Below are 22,821 nucleotides of genomic sequence, written 5' to 3' on the forward strand. Positions count from 1 at the left end.
GCATCCGCTGGACAGCCCCCGCACCTTCCGCAGATCTATACGCCCGCATAGACTGCATCCGTGCGCGAACTCGGCTTCCTCTCCTTCGTCCCGAACCACGGTGGCACCCCGGGTGCCGCCAGCGCCCTGGAGGACGGCCTCCGGCTGTTCGAGACCGCCGAGGCGCTCGGCTACGGCACCGGGTGGGTCCGCGGACGCCACTTCGAGCCCTTCCTGACGAGCCCGATGACGTTCTTCGCCGCGGCCGCCCAGCGGACGAGCACGATCGGCTTCGGCACGGCCGTCCTCGGCATGCGGTACGAGGACCCGGTCCGTCTCGCCGAGGACGCCAGCACGGTGGACCTGCTCAGCGGCGGTCGGGTGCAGCTCGGCATCAGCACCGGGATCGCCGGGTACGGCCCCATCCTCGACCCGGTGTTCGGCGCCGCGGAGCGCTCGTTCCGCGACGAGGCCGAGGCCCGCGCTGCCCGACTGCTCGAGGTCCTGCACGGCGACGCGCTGGGCTCCGCCGGGAAGGGCTACGAGTCCATCCCGGCCGGTGCCGAGCTCACCCTGCAGCCGCAGAGCCCCGACCTGCTGGGCCGCGTCTGGTGGGGCGGCGGCAGCATGGGCACTGCGGTGAAGACGGCCGAGAAGGGCCTGCTGCTGCACTGCTCGACGCTGAACACCGAGGACACCGGCGCGCCGTTCGCCGAGGCGCAGGCCGATCAGATCGCCGCCTACCGTGGCCGGTTCGCCGAGTTGCACCCGGACCGCACGCCGAAGGTCGCCGTGGGCCGGATCCTCGTCCCGCTGCTCGACGACGCCGACCGCGCCGCGCACGAGGAGTTCCTCACCGGGTACGCCTCCGGCATGGACGACGAGGGTCGGCCGCTCTCCGGCCCGCCGTTCCGCTTCAGCAGGGTGCTCTCCGGCGAGCCGACCGCGATCGTCGACGCGCTGCTCGCCGACCCGGCCGTGTCGGCGACCGACGAACTCGTCGTGACCCTCCCGGCAAACGGGGACCGGGCCTCTCACGAGCGGATCCTGCGGATCGTCGCCGAGGAGATCGCGCCTGCGGTGCGCACGGCGTGACGGACGTGAGGCCCGGGACCGGCGAGCACTCCGGGCGCTGATCCGGGCATCCAGCGGGACCCACGGTGTGGTGAGTTCCGTGGGCTCCCCCGCCGGACGACCATCCCGTCCCTGATCCACACGGGATGGTCGGACCATCGTTCCACCCAGCGGGTGCGTTGTCACACAGTTCGCAGCGAACGAGGATGCGCCCCCGCACCGGGTGCGGGGGCGCATCTGACCGCATCAGGACCGCCGGGGCGTCATCGGCCGGATCAGGAGGCCGCGGCGCTCACTCGGCAGTCCGTCATCGATGCGGGCGCCGCCGGTAACCAGCCGGCTGACGCATCGACGATCGTACTGGCCCCGATCCGGCCGGTGCGGAAAGTGGACGGATCCACAGGTGTCGACAGTCACTCCAGTTCGAGGGAGGTCCGTCCGGCTTCGTCGACGACGGACGCGCCGATGTGCAGGGTGACGGTGCCGCGTTCGTGGACCCAGCGCCCGTCACGCCCGCCGTCCCAGTACGCGAACGCACGGGCGGGGACCTCGACGGACACCTCGGTCGAGGCTCCCGCGTCGAGACGCACCGGGGCGAACCCGACGAGCCACCGCGCCGGTCGGTCGACGGCCGACTCCGCCCGGGACGCGTACACCTGCACGACGTGCTTGCCGGCGCGGTCGCCGGTGTTCGTCACCGTCGCCGTGACGACCACGGCATCGCCCTCGGTGACGGTCGGCGTCGACGCGAGGCCGTCGATCGTCCACGTGGTGTAACCGAGGCCGTGCCCGAACGGGTAGGCCGGTTCGGTGTCCGCCCGCAGCCAGGCCCGGTAGCCGATGTGGACGCCCTCGTCGTAGGCGACCCGCCCGTCGACGGGGGTGACGTCGAGCACCGGGACGTCCGCCGTCGCGGCCGGCCACGTGGTCGGCAGCCGACCGCCCGGCTCGCGGGCGCCGGTGAGGACGTCGGCGAGCGCGTTGCCGTACTCCTGCCCGCCGAACCAGGTGAGGAGCACCGCGGCGACGTCGTCGCGCCACGGCATCTCGACGGGCGAGCCGGCGTTCACGACGACGACCGTGGCGGGGTTGGCCGCGGCGACCGCACGGACGAGGTCGTCCTGGTGCCCGGGCAGCGCGAGGGACGTCCGGTCGTACCCCTCGGACTCGACCCGGCTGTTCGTGCCGACGACCACGATCGCGACGTCGGCCTGCGACGCGGCGGACACCGCGGCTGCGATGAGGTCGGCCGGGTCGTCGTCCGAGGGCTCGGTGCCGAACTGGTAGGCGAGGACACCGCCGAGCGCCTCGTCCTGCACGATGTCGTGTTCGATGCGGATCGCGACCCGCTGCCCGGCCGTGACGGTGACGGGGACCGAGCGCGCCGGCGGGTTGAGGAACGCGGCGCCGAGCTGGTCGCCCTCGTACGGCACGTCCTCGTCGAGCAGGAGCTCGCCGTCGATCCACATCCGAGAGCGCCCGGCCGCACCGATGCCGATCCGCACGGAGCCGTCCTGCGGGGCCGTCCAGGTCGTGGTGACGTCGAGGCGGTCGGCCTCGCGCGTGGGGGCGTCACCGCCGAACCAGAACAGCGCCGTGGCCCGACGGTCCTCGGTGTACAGCTCGGCGCCCTCGCGCACGAAGGCGATCCGCGCGCCGGGCTCCCCGGTGACCGGGTTCGTGATGGTGTCGAGCGGGAACTCGGCGATGCCCTCCTGGACGACGGCCCCGATCGTGTACTCGACCGACGCCGCCGGGAACCCGGCGCGGATCCCGTCGAGCGGGGACACGACCGACTCCGGCACGACCGTCGCCGAGCCGCCGCCCTGCGTCCGGGCCTGGTCGGCGTTGTGCCCGATCACCGCGATGCGCGACACCGCGGCGGGGTCGAGGGGCAGGACGCCGGTGTTGCGGGCGAGGACCGTGCCCTCCGCCTCGGCCTCGCGCACGAAGGCGACGCCGTCCTCGACCGAGGGAGCGCTGGCACCAGCACCGGCACCGGCAGGTGTCGCGTCGTCCACGCCCGACAGCGCCCCGACCCGGGCCGCGAGCAGGAGGATCCGGCGCACCTTCCGGTCGATCGCGGCCATCGGGACCTGGCCGGACTCCACCGCGGCCAGCAGCGGTCCCTCGCTCCACCACGGGTTCGGCCCGGGCATCGCGAGGTCCTGCGACGCCTTCGCCGCCTCGACGGAGCGCACCCCGGTCCAGTCCGACACGACGACCCCGTCGAAACCCCACTCGGAGTTCAACGGCGTCTCGAGCAGGTCGTTCTCCGACGCGGTGACCCCGTTGACCGCGTTGTACGACGACATCACCGCCCAGGCGTGCGCCTCGGTGACCGTCTTCTCGAACGCGAGCAGGTACAGCTCCCGCAGTGCCCGCTCGGAGACCTCGGTCGAGGCGGTGAAGCGGTCGGTCTCGTAGTCGTTCGCGATGTAGTGCTTCGGCGTCGCCGCGACGCCGTGTTCCTGGACGCCCTCGACGTAGGCGGCGGCCAGCTCGGCGGTGAGCACCGGGTCCTCGCTGAACGCCTCGAAGTGGCGTCCACCGAGCGGTGAGCGGTGCAGGTTGATCGTCGGACCGAGCACGACGTCGACCTCCTTGCGCCGGGCCTCCACGGCGGCCGCCCCGCCGTAGCGCTTCGCGATCGCCCGGTCCCACGACGCGCTCAGCGCGGTCGCGGACGGCAGGTTCAGCGACGGGTCCCGTTCGTCCCAGACCTCGCCGCGCACGCCGGAGGGCCCGTCCGACATGAGGATCCGGCGGAGTCCGATCTCCTCGACCGGCCAGGTCGTCCAGAAGTCACGGCCGGTGAGCAGTTGCACCTTCTGCTCGGTGGTGAGCCGGTCGAGGAGCGCGTCGATGCGTTCCAGGAGCGGGTCGGAGGCTGCGGAGGTGGTGGTCACGGGGGCGTTCCTTCCGTCGGAGACGTACCGCCGAGCGCCGTCGTCGGCAGTGTCCTCACGCTAGCACCAATCCCTACCAGCGCTCGGTTTCTGGTTCCGGCGCGGGGCGGTACTCTCTCGCCATGGCACGACGGGGTTCGTACGCGAAGGGCATCGCCAAGCGCGAGGAGATCCTCTCCGTCGCGTTGGAGCTCGTCGCCACCCAGGGGTTCCGGCGCACCAGCATCAAGGACATCGCCGACGCCGTCGGGCTCACCCAGGCGGGTCTGCTGCACTACTTCGACTCGAAGGACGAGCTCTGGGTCGCGATCCTCCGCCGCCGCGACGACCTGGACAACGCCGCGCAGTGGGACGCCCCGGACCCCGCCGCGCTCCTCGCCGCGGTCGTCCGGCACAACGCCGAGGTCCCGGGCCTCGTGCAGATGTTCGTGAACCTGTCCGCCGCGGCGGCGACCGATCCCGAGCACCCGGCGCACGCCTACTTCCGCGAGCGCTACGAGACCACGCGCAGCCGCATGACGGACGACTTCCGCCGGATGCAGCAGGACGGCCGGCTCCGCGCTGACCTCGACCCCGAGGAACTCGCGAGCGTCCTGCTCGCCACCTCCGACGGCATGCAGATCCAGTGGCTGTACGACCCGACCCGGGACATGGCCGAGCACGTCGAGCTCGTCACACGCCTCGCGATGGCGCAGGTCACGGCCGGCTCCTGACGGCCGGGAGGCCCGCCCCGTCCCCACGACACGGGTACCGCCGGTACCTGGTCGCGTCCACCGCCCGCGGTGCAGGATGGACCGGACCCGACCCGGGGTCTCGACGACGAGGTGGAGTGACGCGATGACGCGTGTAGTGGTGACCGGTGGCAGCGGCAAGCTCGGACGGGCGGTGGTCCGCGACCTGGACGAGCACGGCTACGACGTCGTGCTGATCGACCGGGTGCCCTCGCCGGACAAGCCCGAGCGGGTGCAGTTCGTCCGCACCGACCTCACCGACTACGGCCAGGTCCTCAACACCCTGATCGGGGTCGACGACCGCTACGACTCGGTCGACGCCGTCGTGCACCTCGGCGCGGTGCCGGCGCCGGGCCAGGTGCCGGACGTCGCACTCATCACGAACAACGTGACCGCGTCGATCAACGTCTTCCACGCTGCCCGCGCGGCCCGCATCCGGAACGTGGTGTGGGCCTCCAGTGAGACGCTCCTGGGGATCCCGATGGGCGAGCACCACCCGCCCTACCTGCCCGTCGACGAGGAGTTCGCGGTCCGCCCGCAGTCGTCGTACTCGCTCGGGAAGGCCGTCGAGGAGGAGATGGCCCGCCACTTCACCCACTGGGACCCGCAGTTGAAGATGATCGGTCTGCGCTTCTCGAACGTGATGGACGAGACCGACTACCCGGCGTTCCCGTGGGACGCGACCCCGGAGGCGAAGACCTTCAACCTGTGGTCGTACATCGACTCCCGCGACGGCGCCCAGGCCGTGCGGAAGGCCGTCGAGAGCGAGCTGACCGGGTTCGAGGCGTTCATCATCGCGAGCCCCGACACCGTCATGGACACCCCGACGCTGGAGCTCGTCGAGCAGTACCTGCCGGACGTCGAGCGCCGTGCCGACATCGACGGCGTCAGCTCGCTGCTGTCCTCCGACAAGGCCCGCGAGCTCCTCGGCTACGCCCCCGAGCACACCTGGCGCCGCTGACCCCTCAGGCGGGGAGCAGCAGCCCGTCGAGCACCAGGTCACGCAGGCGCGGCAACAGGTCCGCCGAGAGTGCCACCTCGTCGACGTCGGTGAGCTGGGCGATCGCGCCGACGATCTGGCCGACGGCGAGCTCCCCGTCTGCCGCCCCGACGAACGCGGCGAGCGCGGTGTCGGCGTCGATCCGGCGGCCGAACCCGCCGCCCTGCACGAGCGTCATGACCGTGGGGTCGTCGTTGCCGGGCCAGTAGTGCCGTTCCTCGGTGACGTCGCCGGCGACGCGGAGGTGTGCCGCGGCGAAGGCCCGGTCGTCGTGGGCGGCGAGCCAGCTGACCGCGTCGAACACCCGTGCGATCGTGGCTCCGAGCCCGGCGGGGTTCGAACCGAGCGTCTCCGCGACGCGCTCGAAGCGGCGGAGGCCGGACGGGCCTCCCCGGCGGACCACGACGTAGCCGAAGCCGACACCGGTGACGTGCCGGTCGCGGAAGTCGTCCAACCACGCATCGACGAGCGCGTCGAACTCCGGCGTCCCGGGCTTCGTGCCGCCGTCGCGGATCCAGGTCTCGGCGTAGGCGGGTGGGTCCTCGCGCTCCCGCTCGACCACCCACACGTCGAGGTCGGCGTCGTCGAACCAGGAGCGCACGCGGTCGAGACCGTCGCTCCCCCAGCGGTACTCCCAGTTGCCGAGGAGCTGCGCGGTCCCGCCGGGCTCGAGGTGGTCCTCGAGTCCGCGGAGCACGGTCTCGACGAGGGCGTCGCCGACCATCCCGCCGTCGCGGTACTCGTAGGCGGGGACGCCCTCGCGCCGGGGCGTGATGACGAACGGCGGGTTCGACACGATCCGGTCGAACCGCTCGCCCGCGACCGGCTCGAACAGGGAGCCGAGGCGGAAGTCGATGCCGTCGACGTCGTTGAGCTGCGCGTTGAACCGGGCGATGTCGAGGGCGCGGGCGGAGATGTCGGTCGCGACGACGGTGTCGGCGAAGCGGCGGGCGTGCATGGCCTGGATGCCGCAGCCGGTGCCGAGGTCGAGCACCCGTCGCACGGGCACGGGCAGCTGCAGCCCGCTGAGCGTCGTGGTGGCACCGCCGATGCCGAGGACGTGTTCCTCGCTGATGGCGTGCCCGAGGGCGAGTTCACCCAGGTCGGACGCGATCCACCAGCTGCCGGCGCCGAGGTCGTCGACGAAGGCGTACGGGCGGAGGTCGAGGGCGGGGGCGATGCCGTCCGTGTCCGTCCGCAGCACGCCGGCCGTGACGAGCGCGTCGACGCCGGTGGTCGGGAAGGCCGTCTCGGCGTCGGCGCGCGGCACCGGCAGTCCGAGCACGAACAGCGTGGCGATCGTGGACAGGGGTGTGGTCGGGCGCTCGGCGAGTGCGCGGAGGGCCGCGACCCGGGTGCCGCGGTGCAGCGCTGCCGCCGCCTCGCTCCCCCAGAGCGCGTCGACACCCTCGACCGTGTAGCCGGTGGCGGCGAGGTCCGCGGCGAGCGCCGACGTCACGACGGGGTCGGCGACGACGGTCGGCAGTCGGTGCCGCTGGGTCCCCCCGCTCACGCGACGGCCTCGGCGCGCACGAGTCCCGCCGGCACCTGCCAGTCGAGCACGAGGTCGAGCAGGCCGGGGAAACGCTGCTGGACGTCCTCGGTCCGGACACGGCTGACCCGGGTCAGTCCCTCCAGGTGCTGCTCGAGGAGCCCGGCTTCGCGGAGGACACGGAAGTGGTGCGTCAGCGTCGACTTCGGGCGGTCGATGCCGACCCAGCCGCAGGAGCGTTCCCCGCCGGCGGCGTCGACCAGGTACCGGTGCAGGATCGACAGCCGAATCGGGTCGGACAGGGCGTCCATCACGACGGGCAGGTCCATCTCGGCCGGCGACGGCTGGGGCAGCCGTTCGGGGGCATCGTCGCGCTCGGGCATGGACGGGACGCTACCACCGTTCCTGTCCCAGTACGACTTGCGTCGTACTGCCCGGTACGGTACCAATGCGGTACCACCTGGTACGACTCTGCTCGTACTGGGACACCGCTGGGTCATCACGACGGAAGGGACGCCCATGCAGTCCACACGCTCGGTCGCCGGGTTCTGGATCATCGCCGCCATGCTGCTCGTGGCGTTGGCGTCCTCGGCGGTCCCCGCCCCGATCTACCCCGTCTACGCCGCCGAGTGGCACCTGACGCCGCTCATGCTCACCGCCGTGTTCGCCGTCTACGTCGCCGGCCTCCTCGTGAGCCTGCTCGTCGCCGGCCGTCTGTCCGACCACGTCGGCCGGAAGCCCGTGCTCGTCGCCGGCGGGGTGGGCCTCGCGGTGTCGCTCGGGCTCTTCGCGGTCGCCGACGGCTTCGGTGCCCTCGTCCTCGACCGCGTGGTGCAGGGCGTCGCCGTCGGCCTGCTCATCGGTGCCCTCGGTGCCGCACTCATCGACAACTCCCTCGAACGACACCCCGCACTCGCCGGCGTGCTGAACGGAGCGGTCCCGCCGATCGCCCTCGCCACCGGCGCCCTGTCGAGCGGCGCCCTGGTCGAGTGGGGTCCCGCTCCCGAGCAGTTCGTCTACCTGCTCTTCGGTGCGCTCCTCGTGCTCATGCTCGTCGCGCTCGTCGTCGTCCCCGAGCGGGTCACCCGCCGCCCCGGAGCCCTCCGGTCCCTCCGCCCGACGATCGCCGTGCCGCGGTCCTCCCGCCGGTTGTTCCGCGGCGTCGCCGGGTCCCTCATCGCGAGCTGGGCCCTCGGCGGACTCTTCCTGTCACTCGTCCCCTCGGCGCTCGGCGCCGTCTTCGGCATCGACAACCACTTCGCCGCCGGTGCCCTCATCGCCGTCGTCACCGGGGTCGGTGCCGCGACCGGGATCGCCACCCAGCGGCTCGACCCCCGCATCGGCGTGCTCATCGGGCTCGTCGCACTGGTCCTCGGGCCGGTCGTCACGATCGGCTTCGTGTTCGCCCAGTCCCTGCCGGGCCTGGTCGTCGGCAGTGCGATCGCCGGCGTCGGCTTCGGCGCGGGGTTCCAGGCACCGCTCCGGATGCTCCTCGCCACCGCGGCGCCGACCCACCGCGCCGGACTGCTCTCGACGATCTACGTCGTCAGCTACCTGGCCTTCGGCGTCCCGAGCGTCATCGGCGGGTTCCTCGAGCCGGTGCTCGGGCTCGTCCCGGTGCTCGCCGGGTACGGCGCGTTCATCGTCCTCGCAGCGGTCGTCGCCCTCGCCCTGCAGCTGACGTCGAAGGACGCGGCCGCGGTCGAGGAGGCCGCGGCGGAAGCCGTCGAGCGCACGGCGACGGGCTCGGTCCGCGCCGTCTGACGCGCACCCGCGCGACGTCGGCCGTCGGCCGTCGGACGAGCCGCTAGAGCCCGGGCCGTGCGGTCCGACCGCGGGGGCGCTGCACCCCGACGTTCCGGTGCGCCTCGGCATGGGCCGCGTCGACGTCCGCCTTGCCCTTGTCCGCCGCGTCCCGCATCCGCTTCGACGGCGCGTGGCGCTTGGCCCAGTCCCAGAAGCGGTGCAGCTTCGCGCGGAGCCACGTGATGATCCGGTGGAAGAAGTGGAACTCGCTCGCCAGGACCGTCAGGCCGATGAACACGACCAGCCAGCCGGGACCGGGCAGTGGCACCAGGGCGAGCCCGATCACGACGATGAGACCGCCGACGATCCCGACCAGGACCTTGTAGAAGAGGTGCACGTGCGGACGGGCGTGGATCCACGTCCGGAGGTCGCGGAACCACTGGAAGCGCTGACGGCCGCCGTCGGCCTGGTCGGTGGCGCCGGACGCGTCGGGTCCGGACGCGTCGGGTCCGTCCGCGGCAGCTTCGTTCGCGGCAGGGCCGGCACTCCGGGGAGGCTCAGTCGGGTCGCCGTGCATGCCCGCACGTTAGGGGGCGCGGCTGGGAAACCGCGGCGCGTCGGGTCCGCACCAGGTGGGTGTCCTGAGCCGGTGTCGCGGGCGTCCTTCGGGCCTTCAGGCCGGCCGGGAGGCCCGTCACGCGTGCGCGACGCACGTCGCGGCCCACGGGAGGGCCGTCAGACGCGCCTCCGGGATCGGTTCCCCGCCCACCGCACAACGGCCGTAGGCGCCCTCGCCGAGGCGGCGGAGGGCCGCGTCGACCTGGTCGATCCGGCGTCGGGCGTCGTCCCGCACCGCGCCGAGCGAGCCCCGCTCCCAGGCGAGCGTGGCGCCCTCCGGGTCGTGTTCGTCGTCCGCGTTCGCACCGTCCCGGGCGTCGCTGACGTCCTGCATGCTGCGCTCGACGTCGGCGAGGAGCTTCGTCGCGCGGGCCCGCTCGGCGTCCAGGGCAGCGCGGGGATCGAGGTCCATGGCGACGACGGTAGTCCGGCGGAATGGACCACCGTACGGATGCGTTCGCATGGGCATGACGAAGATCGGGTTCCTGTCCTTCGGGCACTGGCGCGACGTCCCCGGGTCGAAGGTCCGCAGCGGCCGCGAGGCCCTCCTGCAGGCGATCGACCTCGCCGTGGCCGCCGAGGAGGCCGGCGTCGACGGCGCGTACTTCCGCGTGCACCACTTCGCGCAGCAGCAGGCCGCACCCTTCCCGCTGCTGTCCGCGATCGCCGCCCGGACCAGCCGCATCGAGATCGGCACCGGCGTGATCGACATGCGCTACGAGAACCCGCTGTACATGGCCGAGGAAGCCGCGGCGACGGACCTCGTCTCCGGCGGCCGGCTTCAGCTCGGCGTGAGCCGCGGGTCACCCGAGACCGCCCTCGCCGGCTACCGCTCGTTCGGCTACGTCCCCGAGGTCGGTGACGAGAACGGAGCGGACCTCGCGCGCGACCACACCGTGGTGTTCCGGCGTGCGATCGCCGGCGAACCGATGGCGAACGCGAACCCGCAGATGACCGGCTCGGTCGGGTCGCTCGCGATCACCCCGCAGTCCGACACGCTGTCGGAGCGGATCTGGTGGGGGGCCGGCACCCGCGCGACCGCGGAGTGGACGGCCGAGCAGGGCATGAACCTCATGTCGTCGACGCTCCTCACCGAGGACACCGGCGTGCCCTTCGACCAACTGCAGGCGGAGCAGATCGAGCGCTTCCGGTCGACGTGGGAGTCCATGGGCTGGGGCCGTGAACCGCGGGTCTCCGTCTCGCGCAGCATCATCCCGATCATCGACGACGAGTCGCGCCACTACTTCGGCGTCCGCGCGCAGGTCGAGGGGCAGGACCAGGTCGGGCACCTCGACGGCGGGCTCGCCCGGTTCGGCCGGTCGTACATCGGTGAACCCGAGCAACTCGTCGCCGAGCTCGCCGCTGACCGAGCGGTCCGCGAGGCCGACACCGTCCTGGTCACCGTCCCGAACCAGCTCGGGGTGGACTTCAACGCGCGGTTGCTCGCCGCCGTGAAGGACGTCTTCACCGAGGTGGACGCGACGCCGGCAGCAGCCTGACGGGCCGGTCCCCCCTTCTGCCGACACCCGCTCTGGGGCTGCTGTGGGAATCCGTGACGGGTAGCGTCGGAATGCACCGACGACACCCCCACACACCAGGAGTTCCCCGTGACGCTGCCGGCCGCCGGCTGGTTCCCGGACCCCCGCGACACCGCTCGACTGCGGTGGTGGGACGGTCACGCCTGGGGTGAGACCACCCGGGCGCTCCCCCGTGTCGCACCGGAACCCGCGCTGCAGGCCCTCGCGGTGCCGAGCGGTCCGGCGTTCTCGGTCGAGGGCCCCGCCGGTCCGTCCGAGGGGCGGTCCTGGGCCTACGGCAGCACCGACCGGCGCTTCTGCGTGTTCGCGGTCCTCGCCGTGCTCTTCGCCGTCGCGTCGCTCGTGCTGAACCCCTGGGGTGCGTGCAGCTTCCTCGCCATGGTGACGGGGATCGTTGCACTCGTGCGCCCCGGCGCGACCGGAGCGTGGCGGGTCGTGGGGCAGAGCATCGGCACCTCGGCACTCGTGCTCGCCGTCGCGACGGGCGTGGTCGTGGTGAACACCCACCTGCACCTGTTCTGACGGACCGCCGCGCCTCGACGGTCAGTCGTCGGACGGCCGCCGACGGTGCTGCTTCGTCACGGACCGCTGCTGCTTGGTCGCGAGACGCCGGCGCTGTGAGCCGCGTGTCGGCCGGGTCGCACGCCGTGACGGGCCGGGCGGGGCGAGTGCGTCCCGCACGAGTTCGCGGAGTGTCTCCAGGGCGTCCTCGCGGTTGCGGAGTTGGGATCGTCGCTCCGACACCGTCACGGTGATCGCTCCCGCGGTCGTCCGCCGGCCGACCCGCCCGAGGATGCGCGCCCGCTGTTCCTCGCTGAGCGCCGACGACGCCACGACGTCCCAGGTGAGCTGGACACGGCTGTCGGAGGTGTTGACGTGCTGGCCCCCGGGGCCGGACGACCGCGAGAACCGCCAGCGCAGCTCGGACTCGGGGATCGTCAGCCCCGGCCCCACCTCGAGGTCCATGCGCCAAGGGTCGCACGATCCACGCGGCGCTGGCTCGCTCCGCCTACCGCCGCGCCCGCGGGTGCGCCGTCTGGTAGACGTCCCGCAGCATGTCGGCCGTGACGAGCGTGTAGATCTGCGTCGTCGCGACGCTCGCGTGCCCGAGCAGCTCCTGCACGACACGGACGTCCGCCCCGCCCTCGAGCAGGTGCGTCGCGAAGGAGTGCCGGAACGTGTGCGGGGAGACGTGGGCGGCGAGTCCGGCCCGCTCAGCCGCGGCCTGGATGACGAGCCACGCGCTCTGCCGGGACAGCCGAGCCCCGCGCGCCCCGAGGAACAGCGCCGGGGTTCCGGGGCCACGAGCAGCGAACACCGGCCGCGCCCGCACCAGGTAGGCGTCGACCGCCGCTCGTGCGTAGCTGCCGAGCGGCACGATCCGCTGCTTGTTCCCCTTGCCGGTGACCCGTACGACCGAGACGTCGGTTCCGTCGCCGGTGTCGTCCGCAGCGTCGTCGATCCCGGCGAGCGTCGTCACGTCGTCGACGGAGAGCCCGACCGCTTCGGACACGCGGGCTCCGGTCGCGTAGAGCAGTTCCAGGAGGGCACGGTCGCGGAGCTGCGCCGGCTCGTCACCGACCACCGCGCCGAGCAACCGCTCCATGTCGTGCACCGAGATCGCCTTCGGCAGGCGCATGGGTGCCTTCGGCGGTCGGACGGAGGCGCCGGGGTCGAGCGGCAGCCAGCCTTCCGCCGCCGCGAACGCGCTGAACGAGCGCACCGAACTGAGCATCCGGGCGACCGACCGCGGCGCGAGCGGCCCCTCCGGCTTCGTCGCGAGGTGCTGCACGAACCCGGCGAGGTCCGCGCGTGCGAGGCGGCCGACGTCGTCGAGGACCGCGGCACCGCCGGCACGGTCGGCACCGGCGGAGTCGATCACGGGCTGCGTCCCGACCCACTCCCCGAACGTCACGAGGTCGCGCCGGTACGCGGACAGGGTGTGCTGTGACAGCCCCCGCTCGATCGCGATGTGCCGCAGGTAGTCCTGGGTGGCACGCTCGAACGGGATCACCCGTCGAGGCTAGCGGCGCTCGAGCGCCTCGACCGCGAGCGTCGCGACGATGAGCGCCGAGTTGTGCAGCCGACCCGCGAGGATCCCCTCCACGAGCTCGGCGCGCGGCACCCAGCGGATGACGATGTCGGCCTCTTCCGCCTCGCGCTCGAAAGCGGACTCCGTCGCGCGCACGCCGGTGGCGCGGTACACCTCGATGAACTCGTTGCTGCCACCCGACGAGGTGTTGTAGCGCACGAGGTGCTGCCACTCGTCGGCCTCGATGTCGGCCTCCTCCGCGAGCTCGCGCTTCGCGGCGGTGAGGTGGTCCTCGCCCTCCTGGTCGAGCAGCCCGGCGGGCAGCTCCCAGTCACGCAGCTGCACCGGGTGCCGGTACTGCTGGATGACGAGCACACGGCCCTCGTCGTCCTCCGCGTACACGGCGACGGCGCCGGTGTGGTCGACGTACTCACGGACCATGTCGGAGCCGTTGTAGTCGATGTGGTCGCGGGTGATGTCCCAGACCGCACCCTTGAACACCCGCTCGGAGCCGGTGACGTCGTAGGAAGCGGTTTCGTCGGCGATCGGTGCGTCAGTCACCTCGCCATCCTGCCCCACGTCGGTCGGCACCGACCACAGACGGGAGGCCCCGCACCAGCCGGTGCGGGGCCTCCCGTCCGTGACGTGGTCGCGGTGGCGACCTCGTGTCCCTCAGGCGACCGCTTCGGTCTCCGGGTCGAACAGCCGCGTCGACTCGTTGCGCTCGATCGCCGCACCGACGAGCCCCGCGAAGAGCGGGTGCGCGCGGTTCGGACGCGACCGGAGCTCCGGGTGCGCCTGCGTGCCGATGTAGAACGGGTGCTCCGCACGGTCCAGCTCGACGTACTCGACGAGCGTGCCGTCCGGCGAGGTGCCGGAGAAGCGCAGGCCGGCGTCCGCGATCTGCTCGCGGTAGTGGTTGTTCACCTCGTAGCGGTGGCGGTGACGCTCCGAGGCCTCGGTCGCGCCGTACAGCTCGGCGGCCAGGCTGCCGTCGGTGAAGTGCGCCGGGTACATGCCGAGCCGCATCGTGCCGCCCAGGTCGCCGCCGGCGATGATGTCGACCTGCTCCGCCATGGTCGCGATGACCGGCGTCGAGGTCTCCGGGTCGAACTCGGTGCTCGACGCGTCGAGCAGGCCGGCCTCGTGGCGGGCGTACTCGATGACCATGCACTGCAGGCCGAGGCACAGCCCGAGCGTGGGGATGTTCTGCTCGCGGGCGAACTTGAGCGCGCCGAGCTTGCCCTCGATGCCGCGGATGCCGAACCCGCCGGGGATGCAGATGCCGTCCACGTCCCCGAGGTTCTTGGCGGCGCCCTCGGGGGTGATGCACTCGTCGGACGCGACCCACTTCAGCGTGACCTTGGCGGTGTGCGCGAAGCCGCCCGCGCGCAGCGCCTCGGTGACCGACAGGTAGGCGTCCGGCAGGTCGATGTACTTGCCGACCAGGGCGATCGTGACGGCCTTCTTCGGCTCGTGCACCGCGGTCAGCACGCCGTTCCAGCGCGACCAGTCGACGTCGTGCGCCTCGAGGCGGAGGGCGTCGATGATGACCTGGTCGAGGCCCTGGTCGTGCAGCATCGTCGGGATGTCGTAGATCGAGGGGACGTCCACGGCGTTCACCACGGCGTCCTCGTCGACGTCGCACATCAGGGCGATCTTGCGCTTGTTCGCGTCCGACACCGGGCGGTCCGAGCGGAGCACGAGGGCGTCGGGCTGGATGCCGATCGAGCGGAGCTGCGCCACCGAGTGCTGCGTCGGCTTCGTCTTCTGCTCGCCCGAGGCGTTCATGAACGGCACGAGCGAGACGTGCACGAAGAAGACGTTGTTCCGACCGAGCTCGTGCCGCACCTGCCGTGCAGCCTCGATGAACGGCTGCGACTCGATGTCACCGACCGTGCCACCGACCTCGGTGATGATGACGTCGGGCTGCGGGTCGTTCTCCGCCTGCTCGCGCATCCGACGCTTGATCTCGTCGGTGATGTGCGGGATGACCTGGACGGTGTCGCCGAGGTACTCGCCGCGACGCTCCTTGGCGATGACCGTCGAGTAGACCTGCCCGGTCGTGACGTTCGCCGACTGCGCGAGGTCGATGTCGAGGAAGCGCTCGTAGTGCCCGATGTCGAGGTCCGTCTCGGCGCCGTCGTCGGTCACGAAGACCTCGCCGTGCTGGAACGGGTTCATCGTGCCCGGGTCGACGTTGAGGTACGGGTCGAGCTTCTGCATGACGACCTTGAGGCCGCGTGCCGTGAGCAGGTTGCCGAGGCTGGCCGCCGTCAGGCCCTTGCCGAGAGACGAGACGACCCCGCCGGTCACGAAGATCTGCTTCGTCACCTTCGGGGTCGAGGTGTTTGCCTGGGTACCGCTGCTGAGAGTGTCCGCCACGGGATTCCATCGTACGTCAGAAGTGCCGGGAGGCGCGACCCACGTTCGCCGGGCGCGTTGCGACCGGATGGCGGTCGCCGGCGCGAGCCGTGCCTCCCGACCGTCACACGGAGCGGCCGGCGACCTCGAGCAGTTCGCGGGCGTGCTCCATGCCACTGGCGCTGTCGCCGAGACCGGAGAGCAGCCGCGCCATCTCCTGCAGGCGGTCGTCGCCCTCGAGGCGCCGCACGCTCGACGAGGTGACCGCGCCGCTGGCGTCCTTGACGACGTTGAGGTGGTTGTTCGCGAACGCGGCGACCTGCGCGAGGTGGGTGACCACGATGACCTGCGTGCGTTCGGCGAGCGCCGCCAGGCGTCGGCCGATCTCGATCGCAGCCGCTCCGCCCACGCCCGCGTCGACCTCGTCGAACACGAACGTCGGGACCGTGGTGCTCCCGGCCATCACGACCTCGATGGCGAGCATCACGCGGGAGAGCTCTCCACCGGACGCGCCCTTGCCGATCGGACGGGGGTCGGTGCCCGAGTGCGGCTGCAGCAGGATCGCCACCTGGTCGCGGCCGTGGCGTCGGAACTCGCCAGCGTCGGAGACCTCCACCACCAGGGTCGCTCCGGCCATGGCGAGGCTCTTCAGCTCCGCGGTGACCCGCTTGGCGAGGTCCGTCGCCGCCTTCGTCCGCACCTTCGTCAGCGCGGCGGCCGCGGTCTCCAGCGCTGCCCGGTCCGCCTCGACCGCCTGCTGCAGCTCGACGATCCGGTCGTCGTCGCCGTCGAGTTCGAGCAGCCGGTCGGAGGCGTGCTGCCCGTAGGCGATGACGTCCTCGACGGTCTCCCCGTACTTCCGGGTCAAGCCCGCCAGCAGGGCGCGGCGCTCGTTGACGAGTTCGAGGTCGTGCCCCGCTTCGGGCTCGAGCGAACCGATGTAGCTCGACAACGACGCCGACGCCTCGCTCGCCTGGATCCCCAGCTCGGTGAGTTGCTCCAGCACTGGCTGCAGAGCGGGGTCGACGGTCGCGACCCGCTCGATGGCTCGACGGGCGGACTCGACGAGGCCGATGACGTCCGGTCCGTCGAGTTGTTCGGTCGAGACGGCCTCGTGCGCGAGGCCGGCCGACAGACGGAGTTCCTCGAGGTTCCCCAACCGCTCCGCGCGATCGGCGAGCTCGGTGTCCTCCCCCGGCTGCGGGTCTGCGGCCTCGATCTCCTCGGACGCCACGCGGAGGCGTTCGGCTTCGGCGAGGCGTCCGTCCCGGTTCCGGGTCAGTGTCTCGAGGTCGCCGACGTGCTGCTGCCAGGCGTCGTACACGGCGACGTACTTCGCCAGGGCCTTCTCGACCGAGGCCGCGCCGAACCCGTCGAGCGCGGCACGTTGCGCCGAGGCCGAGGTCAGCCGGATCTGATCGGACTGGCCGTGCACCGTCACGAGCTGGTCGGCGAGTTCCCCGAGCACGGCGACCGGGGCACTGCGCCCACCGACCGTCGCCCGGCTGCGGCCCTCCGCGGAGACGGTACGCGTGAGGATGAGTTCGCCGTCCTCCACCGTCCCACCGGCGTCCTCGACGCGTTCCGCCACCGCGGCGTGGTCCGGCAGGTCCCACCGTCCCTCGACGACCGCGCTGGTGGCACCCCGGCGGACGGAGCCAGCGTCCGCCCGGGCCCCGAGGAGCAGACCGAGCGCGGTGACGATCATCGTCTTGCCGGCACCGGTCTCACCCGTCACGACGGTGAAGCCCGGGCCGAGTTCGAGCGTGGCGTCACCGATCACGCCGAGGTCGGAGATGCGGATTTCCTCGATCACTGGATGTGCTCCTGCTGCTGGTTCACGTCGTGGTGCCGGTCGTGCTGGTGCCGGTCGTGCCGGTGCCTGTCGTGCCGGGGTGCGTGCTCGTCGTCGGGATCGGCTGGGTCAGGCGCGGTCGGCTGGGTCAGGCACGGTCGTCGTCGCCGTCGCGGACCCGGTCGCTCGACCGGATCACTCGACGCCCTCGTCGTCGCGCTGCGGGCCGCGCCACCCCGCGACCGGGAGTCGGAACTTGGCCACCAGGCGGTCGGCGAACGGAGCGTCCTTGAGTCGGGCGACCCGAACCGGGTCCGGCGAGCGACGCACCTCGACGCGAGCGCCGGGAGGCAGGTCGTGCGTCCGCCGGCCGTCGCACCAGAGGACGCCCACACCGCTCGTGCGTCGGAGGACCTCCACCGCGAGGACGCGGTCCGGGCCGACGACGATCGGCCGTGAGAACAGGGCGTGCGCGCTCAACGGGACCATGAGGATGGCGTCGACGTCGGGCCACACCACGGGACCGCCGCCCGAGAAGGAGTACGCGGTCGATCCGGTCGGGGTCGAGAACACCACGCCGTCGCACCCGAAGGAGGACAACGGCCGGCCGTCGACCTCGGTCACGACCTCGAGCATGCGCTCCCGCGAGGCCTTCTCGACCGTCGCCTCGTTGAGGGCCCAGCTGGAGTAGACGATCTCGTTGCCGACGACGACGTCGACCTGCAGGGCGACGCGCTCCTCGACCTTGTACTCCCCGGTCAACGCACGCTCGACCGTCTCGGCCAGACCGTCCCGCTCGCTCTCGGCGAGGAAGCCGACGTGGCCGAGGTTCACCCCGACGATCGGCGCCGAGGTGCCGCGGGCCAGCTCGGCGGCGCGGAGGATGGTGCCGTCCCCGCCGAGGACGATCACGATCTCGATCTCGTCCGGCCGGACGTCGACGCCGAGGATGTCGACCTGCCCGACCGATGCTTCGGCACGGCGGACGTCGGCGTACTCGTCGAAGGGCATCACCGGAGTGAGGCCGGCGGCGTGCAGGATGTCGCAGACCTCCACGGCGGCGTCGATCGAGTCGCGCCGCCCGGTGTGCGAGACGAGCAGGATGTGCCGTTCGTCGCTCATGGAGCTCCTTCCGCCAGTTCCGTCGCCCGGACGATCCATTCTGTCGGGTTCTCCCCGGCACCTCGCTGGAGACGCGCGAGGTACTCCTGGTTGCCGTGGGTCCCGACGATCGGAGAGGGCGCCAGGCCCGCCGTCCCGAAGCCCAGGTGCCACGCGGCCCAGAGGACGTTCATCAGCGCGTCCTGCCGCAGTGACGCGTCGCGGACGATGCCCTCACGGATCCCTGTCCGGCCGACCTCGAACTGCGGCTTGACGAGGAGGACGAAGTCGTCGGCGGGCACGGCCTCGACCAGTGCCGGCAGGACCATGCGGAGGCTGATGAAGGACAGGTCCCCGACCACCAGGCTGGTGTCCCCCGCTGCCGGGTCGAGGGCGGAGTAGTCGCTGCTCGTGAGGTTCCGGGCGTTGACCCCCTCCACGACCACCACTCGGTCGTCGAGGGCGATCTCCGGCGCGAGCTGACCGTGTCCCACGTCGAGGGCGACCACGCGGGCCGCACCACGCGACAGCAACACCTGCGTGAACCCGCCCGTGGAGGCGCCGACGTCCAGCACGGTCCGGCCGCGCGGGTCGATGTCGAACGTGTCGAGGGCGGCGACGAGCTTCAGCGCAGCGCGGGACACCCACTCGTCCTCGGCGTCCACGGTGATGTCGGACGCAGCGGTCACGGGCGTCGAGGCCTTCACCACCGGGACCCCGTCGATGGTGACGCGTCCGGCCTGGATGAGCGCAGCGGCCGCCGTGCGGGAGCGTGCCAGGCCTCTGGCCGCCACGGCGGCATCGAGACGCAGTGTGACCGCGCGGTCCCCCGTTCCTGTCGTGTCCCCGGCCTCGGTCGAGCTCCCGGTCCTGGTCGTGTCCCCGGCCTCGGTCGATCTCCCGGTCCTGGTCGTGTCCTCGGCCTCGGCCTCGGTCGATCTCCCGGCCGCTGTCGCGTCTCCGGCCGACGTCGGATCCCCGGCCTCGGCCGGGTTCGCAGACGCTGCCGGGTTCCCGGTCGCTCCCGCGTCCCACGCCCCTCGCGCATCCCCGACCCCTGCCATGGAGCGCTCTTCCCGTCCTCGGGACGACGGAGGTTGCGGGCCGGCGAGGTCCCGAGCTGCTCCGCGGTCAGGCACGCGGCGCCTCGCCCTGCTCGAGGCGCGTGCGGAGGTCGTCGTGCAGAGCAGCGAAGGCGTCTGCGCGCTCGGCGAGTGGCAGGGCTTCCACGGCATCGGTGCGCCGCCGGAGGTCGTGGTCACCGTCGTCAGACCCGCCGGTGATGCTGGCAGCACCCTCCGCTGCACCACGATGATCGTCATCGTCGCGCCCACTGCTCGATGCCGTGTCGGCCGTCCGCGCGCCGGGCGTCCCCGTCACCAGCGCCGCGGCAACTGGTCTGGCCGGAGCAGGCACACCCCGCGGAGGTCCCGGGACCACTCGCGGTGCCGCCGGGAGGACGGACTCGGCAGCGTCGTCCGTCCGGGCCTGTTCCACGCCCGTCACGCTACTCGCCGCCGTACAGCTTCGGGTCCACGTCCAGCCCGTAGATGGCCAGCCCGGAGTCCCAGATCGCCGTCGCGCCGGCGCGCAACAGGTCCAAGTCGTCGGGGCCCACCTGCTCGGCACGGACGACGTGCCCCCGCATGCTCACCGTCGACTCGCCGACGGTGACCCGGCGGGTTCCGTCCCGGTCCTCCTGCCGGATGGTCACCGGATACGGCTCATGCAGACCCCGGAGGTCCCGGAGCACGTACGTCGGCCGCGACCGCTGATCGGCCGCGAGGACCTGCTTGGGCTGGTCGATGCCGGTGAGCACCAGCACGCTCGGGATGCCGGCGTCGTTCGCACCCTTGATGTCGGTGTCCAGCCGGTCGCCGATGAAGAGCGGACTCGTCCCGCCGAAGCGGGCCAGGGCGGCGTCGAAGATCGGGCGCTCGGGCTTGCCCGCGACGACCGGCATCCTGCCGACCGCCTGGTGCACGGCCGCCACCAGCGTGCCGTTCCCGGGCGCGATGCCGCGCTCGACGGGGATAGACCAGTCCATGTTCGTGGCCACCCACGGCACGCCAGCGTCCGCCAGCGCGAAGGACGCCTCCGCGAGCTGCTTCCAGCCGAGCTCCGGAGCGAAGCCCTGGATGACGGCCGCCGGGTTGTCCTCCGCGCTGTCGGTGACCACGAAGCCGGCCTGTTCGACGATCGTCGTCAGGCCGAGTCCACCGATCACGAGCACCGTGGAACCCGCTGGGACCAGCGTCGCGAGGAGCCGCGCGCCGGCCTGGGAGGACGTCACCACGTCATCGGCGGTGACCTGCAGCCCGTACTGCTCGAGGTGTTCCGCGACGTCGCCGGGACGCCGCGAGGCGTTGTTCGTGATGTAGCCGACGCGGGCCGACGCGGCGGCCCGGGTCAGGGCCTCCACGGCGTACGGCACCGCGTTGCGTCCGCGGTAGACGACGCCGTCGAGGTCGGTGAGGACCACGTCGACGCCGTCCACCGGCGTACGCGGGGTCTCAGCCGGCTGCGGAGCCGTCGATGTCCCGCGGGTTGTCCTCGTCGACCTCTCCGAGGTCGTCTCCGGCGACGTCGTCGGACTCGTCATCTCCGAGGGTGCTGACGTACCCGTTGCCGGGCTCGGCGTCCCCGAGTTCTGCGTCGTCGAGCTCGCTGTCGTCGAGTTCGGCGCCGTCGGACTCGTCGCTTCCGGGCCCACTGTCGAGCCCGTCGTCTTCGAGCGCTTCCTCGACCACATCCACTGTCTCCCAAGCATCGTCTTCAGCAGCCTCGGCGAGAGCCTCGGCCGCACGGTCGACACGGGCCCACCATTCGTCGGCCTCGTCCTGGCGGCCGAGCTCCTCGAGCGTGGCCGCGTAAGCACTGTAGAGCGCCGGCGACCAGCTGTAGGCCGTCGACGGGTCGAGCTGTGGAATCTCGAGTTCGCCCAGAGCGGCTGTGGGATTGCCGAGGTCCAGCCGGGCCCCGGACATCGCGATCGCGAGTTCCACCTGCACCGGCGTCTCCAGGGCGGCACGGTCCACCGACCGTCCCAGCTCGAGTGCACGCTCGGGTCGGCCGAGCCCACGCTCGCAGTCGACCATCATCGGCAGCTGGTCGTTGCGGCCGGAGATCCGGCGGTACGTGCGGAGTTCCCGCAGCGCGGTCGCGAAGTCGCCCAGCCGGTACGCCGTGATCGCAGCCGTCTCGCGGACGACGGCGACGCGACCAGCGCGACGAGCAGCACTGAGAGCGTGCTGGTTCGCGAGCTCCGGATCGGTGTCCACGAGCATCGCAGCGGTGACGAGGTGCCGGGCAACCCAGTCGGCGTTGTCCTTGCTCAGTGTCTTCAGCTCGGCACGCGCGGCGGGGTGCAGGTCACGCGCCTGGATCTCCTCGGGGATCTCCGGGTCGTCGTGGCGCGGTCGGATCGACCGGGTGCCGTACGGGTCACGGTCTTCCCAGTCGTCGCGGGCTGCCTCGCCGAACCGTGCGCCGGCCGAGCGCGTGCCGTCGCCGAACCGTTTCCGATCGGCGCCGTCGCGGCCCGGACGGTCATCGTCACGACGCGGTCGTCCCCCATCGCGGAACGGGCGGTCACCGTCCCGTCGCGGACGGTCGTCTCCTCCGCGGAACGGCCGGTCACCGCCGCCGGAACGGTACGGGCGGTCACCGTCCCGTCGCGGACGGTCATCACCACCACGGAACGGACGGTCACCGCCACCGGAACGGTACGGGCGGTCTCCGTCACGGCGCGGACGGTCATCACCACCACGGAACGGACGGTCACCGCCACCGGAGCGGAACGGCCGATCTCCGTCACGACGCGGACGGTCATCACCACCACGGAACGGACGGTCACCGCCACCGGAGCGGAACGGGCGGTCACCGTCAGGACGCAGACGGTCATCACCACCACGGAACGGACGGTCACCGCCACCGGAGCGGAACGGCCGGTCACCGTCACGACGCGGCCGGTCATCACCACCACGGAACGGACGGTCTCCGTCCCGACGCGGACGGTCATCGCCACCACGGAACGGACGGTCTCCGTCCCGACGCGGACGGTCATCGCCACCACGCAATGGACGGTCGCCGTCACGACGTGGCCGGTCGTCGGCTCCGCGGAACGGACGGTCGGAACCGCTGGAACGGGCCGGGCGCTCACCCTCACGACGCGGACGGTCGGAGGAAGGTCGGTCCGATCGCCACGAGGGACGGTCTGATCGCGCTCCGCCTTCACGGAAGTCACGACCGCCCGGACGACGATCTGAAGCGTCGTTGTACGGACGGCTCCCACCACGACGCTCGTCGCCGCGCTGTCCTTCTCGACGCTCGAAGTCGCGGGGCCCGGACGACCAACCACCGCGGTCACCGCTCCGCTGCGGCCCGCCGTCGCGTCGAGGCCGGTCCTGACGGTCGCCGTCGCGCCCGTCTCGTCGCTGTTC

21 protein-coding genes are annotated in these 22,821 nt (G+C 72.2%); 7 read left to right on the forward strand and 14 right to left on the reverse strand.

The features are described 5' to 3' along the window. Positions 1 to 60: 60 nt before the first annotated feature. Complete coding sequence (locus DEJ18_RS13425; RefSeq protein WP_111210450.1) at positions 61 to 1,074, forward strand: LLM class flavin-dependent oxidoreductase; 1,014 nt, start codon at positions 61 to 63, stop codon at positions 1,072 to 1,074. A 392-nt stretch (positions 1,075 to 1,466) separates the two neighbouring features. Here the strand turns inward: DEJ18_RS13425 and DEJ18_RS13430 are convergent, their stop codons facing one another. After that, a complete protein-coding gene (locus DEJ18_RS13430; protein WP_111210449.1) occupies positions 1,467 to 3,962 on the reverse strand; it encodes a glycoside hydrolase family 3 protein in 2,496 nt (831 codons plus the stop codon). A gap of 122 nt (positions 3,963 to 4,084) precedes the next feature. Here DEJ18_RS13430 and DEJ18_RS13435 point away from each other — a divergent pair, with 122 nt between their 5' ends. Next, complete coding sequence (locus DEJ18_RS13435; protein ID WP_111210448.1) at positions 4,085 to 4,675, forward strand: TetR/AcrR family transcriptional regulator; 591 nt, start codon at positions 4,085 to 4,087, stop codon at positions 4,673 to 4,675. Positions 4,676 to 4,799: 124 nt separating this feature from the next. Then, positions 4,800 to 5,654 carry an NAD-dependent epimerase/dehydratase family protein gene (locus DEJ18_RS13440; RefSeq protein WP_181431219.1) on the forward strand — a complete coding sequence of 285 codons (855 nt, stop codon included), beginning with the start codon at positions 4,800 to 4,802 and terminating at the stop codon, positions 5,652 to 5,654. Positions 5,655 to 5,658: 4 nt separating this feature from the next. On the opposite strand, the gene DEJ18_RS13445 is transcribed toward DEJ18_RS13440, so the two are convergent. Further along, on the reverse strand, positions 5,659 to 7,206 hold the full coding sequence (locus DEJ18_RS13445; RefSeq protein WP_258376920.1) for a DUF7059 domain-containing protein: 1,548 nt from the start codon (positions 7,204 to 7,206) through the stop codon (positions 5,659 to 5,661). After that, positions 7,203 to 7,568, reverse strand: coding sequence for an ArsR/SmtB family transcription factor (locus DEJ18_RS13450; protein ID WP_111210447.1), 366 nt, complete (start codon positions 7,566 to 7,568; stop codon positions 7,203 to 7,205). The genes DEJ18_RS13445 and DEJ18_RS13450 overlap by 4 nt, the downstream gene beginning before the upstream one ends. A gap of 136 nt (positions 7,569 to 7,704) precedes the next feature. On the opposite strand from DEJ18_RS13450, the gene DEJ18_RS13455 reads away from it, so the two are divergent. Beyond that, on the forward strand, positions 7,705 to 8,949 hold the full coding sequence (locus tag DEJ18_RS13455) for an MFS transporter (RefSeq protein ID WP_111210446.1): 1,245 nt from the start codon (positions 7,705 to 7,707) through the stop codon (positions 8,947 to 8,949). A gap of 43 nt (positions 8,950 to 8,992) precedes the next feature. Here DEJ18_RS13455 and DEJ18_RS13460 read toward each other — a convergent pair whose 3' ends face one another. Together DEJ18_RS13460 and DEJ18_RS13465 are read right to left on the reverse strand one after the other, a co-directional pair. Further along, positions 8,993 to 9,508 (reverse strand): TIGR02611 family protein, encoded by a 516-nt coding sequence (locus DEJ18_RS13460; RefSeq protein ID WP_111210445.1) that lies wholly within the window; start codon positions 9,506 to 9,508, stop codon positions 8,993 to 8,995. 117 nt (positions 9,509 to 9,625) lie between these two features. Beyond that, positions 9,626 to 9,961, reverse strand: coding sequence for a TraR/DksA family transcriptional regulator (locus DEJ18_RS13465; protein ID WP_111210444.1), 336 nt, complete (start codon positions 9,959 to 9,961; stop codon positions 9,626 to 9,628). Between the two features lie 49 nt (positions 9,962 to 10,010). On the opposite strand from DEJ18_RS13465, the gene DEJ18_RS13470 reads away from it, so the two are divergent. Both DEJ18_RS13470 and DEJ18_RS13475 read left to right on the forward strand, forming a co-directional pair. Continuing rightward, the gene (locus DEJ18_RS13470) at positions 10,011 to 11,048 is read left to right on the forward strand and encodes an LLM class flavin-dependent oxidoreductase (protein ID WP_111210443.1); all 1,038 of its coding nucleotides are present in this window, start codon (positions 10,011 to 10,013) and stop codon (positions 11,046 to 11,048) included. 108 nt (positions 11,049 to 11,156) lie between these two features. Beyond that, complete coding sequence (locus DEJ18_RS13475; RefSeq protein WP_111210442.1) at positions 11,157 to 11,609, forward strand: DUF2510 domain-containing protein; 453 nt, start codon at positions 11,157 to 11,159, stop codon at positions 11,607 to 11,609. A gap of 21 nt (positions 11,610 to 11,630) precedes the next feature. Here DEJ18_RS13475 and arfB read toward each other — a convergent pair whose 3' ends face one another. From arfB to DEJ18_RS13520, 9 genes are all read right to left on the reverse strand, one after another. Continuing rightward, positions 11,631 to 12,053 carry an alternative ribosome rescue aminoacyl-tRNA hydrolase ArfB gene (gene arfB, locus DEJ18_RS13480; RefSeq protein WP_111210441.1) on the reverse strand — a complete coding sequence of 141 codons (423 nt, stop codon included), beginning with the start codon at positions 12,051 to 12,053 and terminating at the stop codon, positions 11,631 to 11,633. A gap of 43 nt (positions 12,054 to 12,096) precedes the next feature. After that, positions 12,097 to 13,098 (reverse strand): site-specific tyrosine recombinase XerD, encoded by a 1,002-nt coding sequence (locus tag DEJ18_RS13485; RefSeq protein WP_111210688.1) that lies wholly within the window; start codon positions 13,096 to 13,098, stop codon positions 12,097 to 12,099. Between the two features lie 12 nt (positions 13,099 to 13,110). After that, positions 13,111 to 13,680, reverse strand: a complete 570-nt coding sequence (locus tag DEJ18_RS13490) for an NUDIX domain-containing protein (RefSeq protein WP_181434183.1) — start codon at positions 13,678 to 13,680, stop codon at positions 13,111 to 13,113. Positions 13,681 to 13,791: 111 nt separating this feature from the next. After that, complete coding sequence (gene pyrG, locus DEJ18_RS13495; RefSeq protein ID WP_111082286.1) at positions 13,792 to 15,504, reverse strand: CTP synthase; 1,713 nt, start codon at positions 15,502 to 15,504, stop codon at positions 13,792 to 13,794. Positions 15,505 to 15,607: 103 nt separating this feature from the next. Beyond that, positions 15,608 to 17,299 (reverse strand): DNA repair protein RecN, encoded by a 1,692-nt coding sequence (gene recN / locus DEJ18_RS13500; protein ID WP_111210440.1) that lies wholly within the window; start codon positions 17,297 to 17,299, stop codon positions 15,608 to 15,610. Positions 17,300 to 17,473: 174 nt separating this feature from the next. After that, on the reverse strand, positions 17,474 to 18,400 hold the full coding sequence (locus DEJ18_RS13505) for an NAD kinase (RefSeq protein WP_111082284.1): 927 nt from the start codon (positions 18,398 to 18,400) through the stop codon (positions 17,474 to 17,476). Continuing rightward, on the reverse strand, positions 18,397 to 19,191 hold the full coding sequence (locus DEJ18_RS13510; protein WP_146241583.1) for a TlyA family RNA methyltransferase: 795 nt from the start codon (positions 19,189 to 19,191) through the stop codon (positions 18,397 to 18,399). The genes DEJ18_RS13505 and DEJ18_RS13510 overlap by 4 nt, the downstream gene beginning before the upstream one ends. A gap of 695 nt (positions 19,192 to 19,886) precedes the next feature. Next, positions 19,887 to 20,876, reverse strand: coding sequence for an HAD-IIA family hydrolase (locus DEJ18_RS13515; RefSeq protein ID WP_258376919.1), 990 nt, complete (start codon positions 20,874 to 20,876; stop codon positions 19,887 to 19,889). A gap of 16 nt (positions 20,877 to 20,892) precedes the next feature. Then, on the reverse strand, positions 20,893 to 21,666 hold the full coding sequence (locus DEJ18_RS13520; protein WP_258376918.1) for a tetratricopeptide repeat protein: 774 nt from the start codon (positions 21,664 to 21,666) through the stop codon (positions 20,893 to 20,895). Between the two features lie 123 nt (positions 21,667 to 21,789). Between DEJ18_RS13520 and DEJ18_RS13525 the strand changes: the two genes are divergently transcribed. Beyond that, complete coding sequence (locus tag DEJ18_RS13525) at positions 21,790 to 22,599, forward strand: hypothetical protein (protein ID WP_181434211.1); 810 nt, start codon at positions 21,790 to 21,792, stop codon at positions 22,597 to 22,599. Positions 22,600 to 22,821: the final 222 nt, after the last annotated feature.

It is taken from the genome of Curtobacterium sp. MCSS17_015 (genome assembly GCF_003234265.2).
GTDB lineage: Bacteria > Actinomycetota > Actinomycetes > Actinomycetales > Microbacteriaceae > Curtobacterium.

What these genes read in the sequence shown, in the direction of transcription:
- DEJ18_RS13435 (WP_111210448.1), top strand. Translation starts at nt 4,085, where the DNA reads ATGGCACGACGGGGTTCGTACGCGAAGGGCATCGCCAAGCGCGAGGAG.
- DEJ18_RS13440 (WP_181431219.1), top strand. Translation starts at nt 4,800, where the DNA reads ATGACGCGTGTAGTGGTGACCGGTGGCAGCGGCAAGCTCGGACGGGCG.
- DEJ18_RS13450 (WP_111210447.1), bottom strand. Translation starts at nt 7,568, where the DNA reads ATGCCCGAGCGCGACGATGCCCCCGAACGGCTGCCCCAGCCGTCGCCG.
- DEJ18_RS13455 (WP_111210446.1), top strand. Translation starts at nt 7,705, where the DNA reads ATGCAGTCCACACGCTCGGTCGCCGGGTTCTGGATCATCGCCGCCATG.
- DEJ18_RS13460 (WP_111210445.1), bottom strand. Translation starts at nt 9,508, where the DNA reads ATGCACGGCGACCCGACTGAGCCTCCCCGGAGTGCCGGCCCTGCCGCG.
- DEJ18_RS13465 (WP_111210444.1), bottom strand. Translation starts at nt 9,961, where the DNA reads ATGGACCTCGATCCCCGCGCTGCCCTGGACGCCGAGCGGGCCCGCGCG.
- DEJ18_RS13470 (WP_111210443.1), top strand. Translation starts at nt 10,011, where the DNA reads ATGGGCATGACGAAGATCGGGTTCCTGTCCTTCGGGCACTGGCGCGAC.
- arfB (WP_111210441.1), bottom strand. Translation starts at nt 12,053, where the DNA reads ATGGACCTCGAGGTGGGGCCGGGGCTGACGATCCCCGAGTCCGAGCTG.
- DEJ18_RS13505 (WP_111082284.1), bottom strand. Translation starts at nt 18,400, where the DNA reads ATGAGCGACGAACGGCACATCCTGCTCGTCTCGCACACCGGGCGGCGC.
- DEJ18_RS13520 (WP_258376918.1), bottom strand. Translation starts at nt 21,666, where the DNA reads ATGCTCGTGGACACCGATCCGGAGCTCGCGAACCAGCACGCTCTCAGT.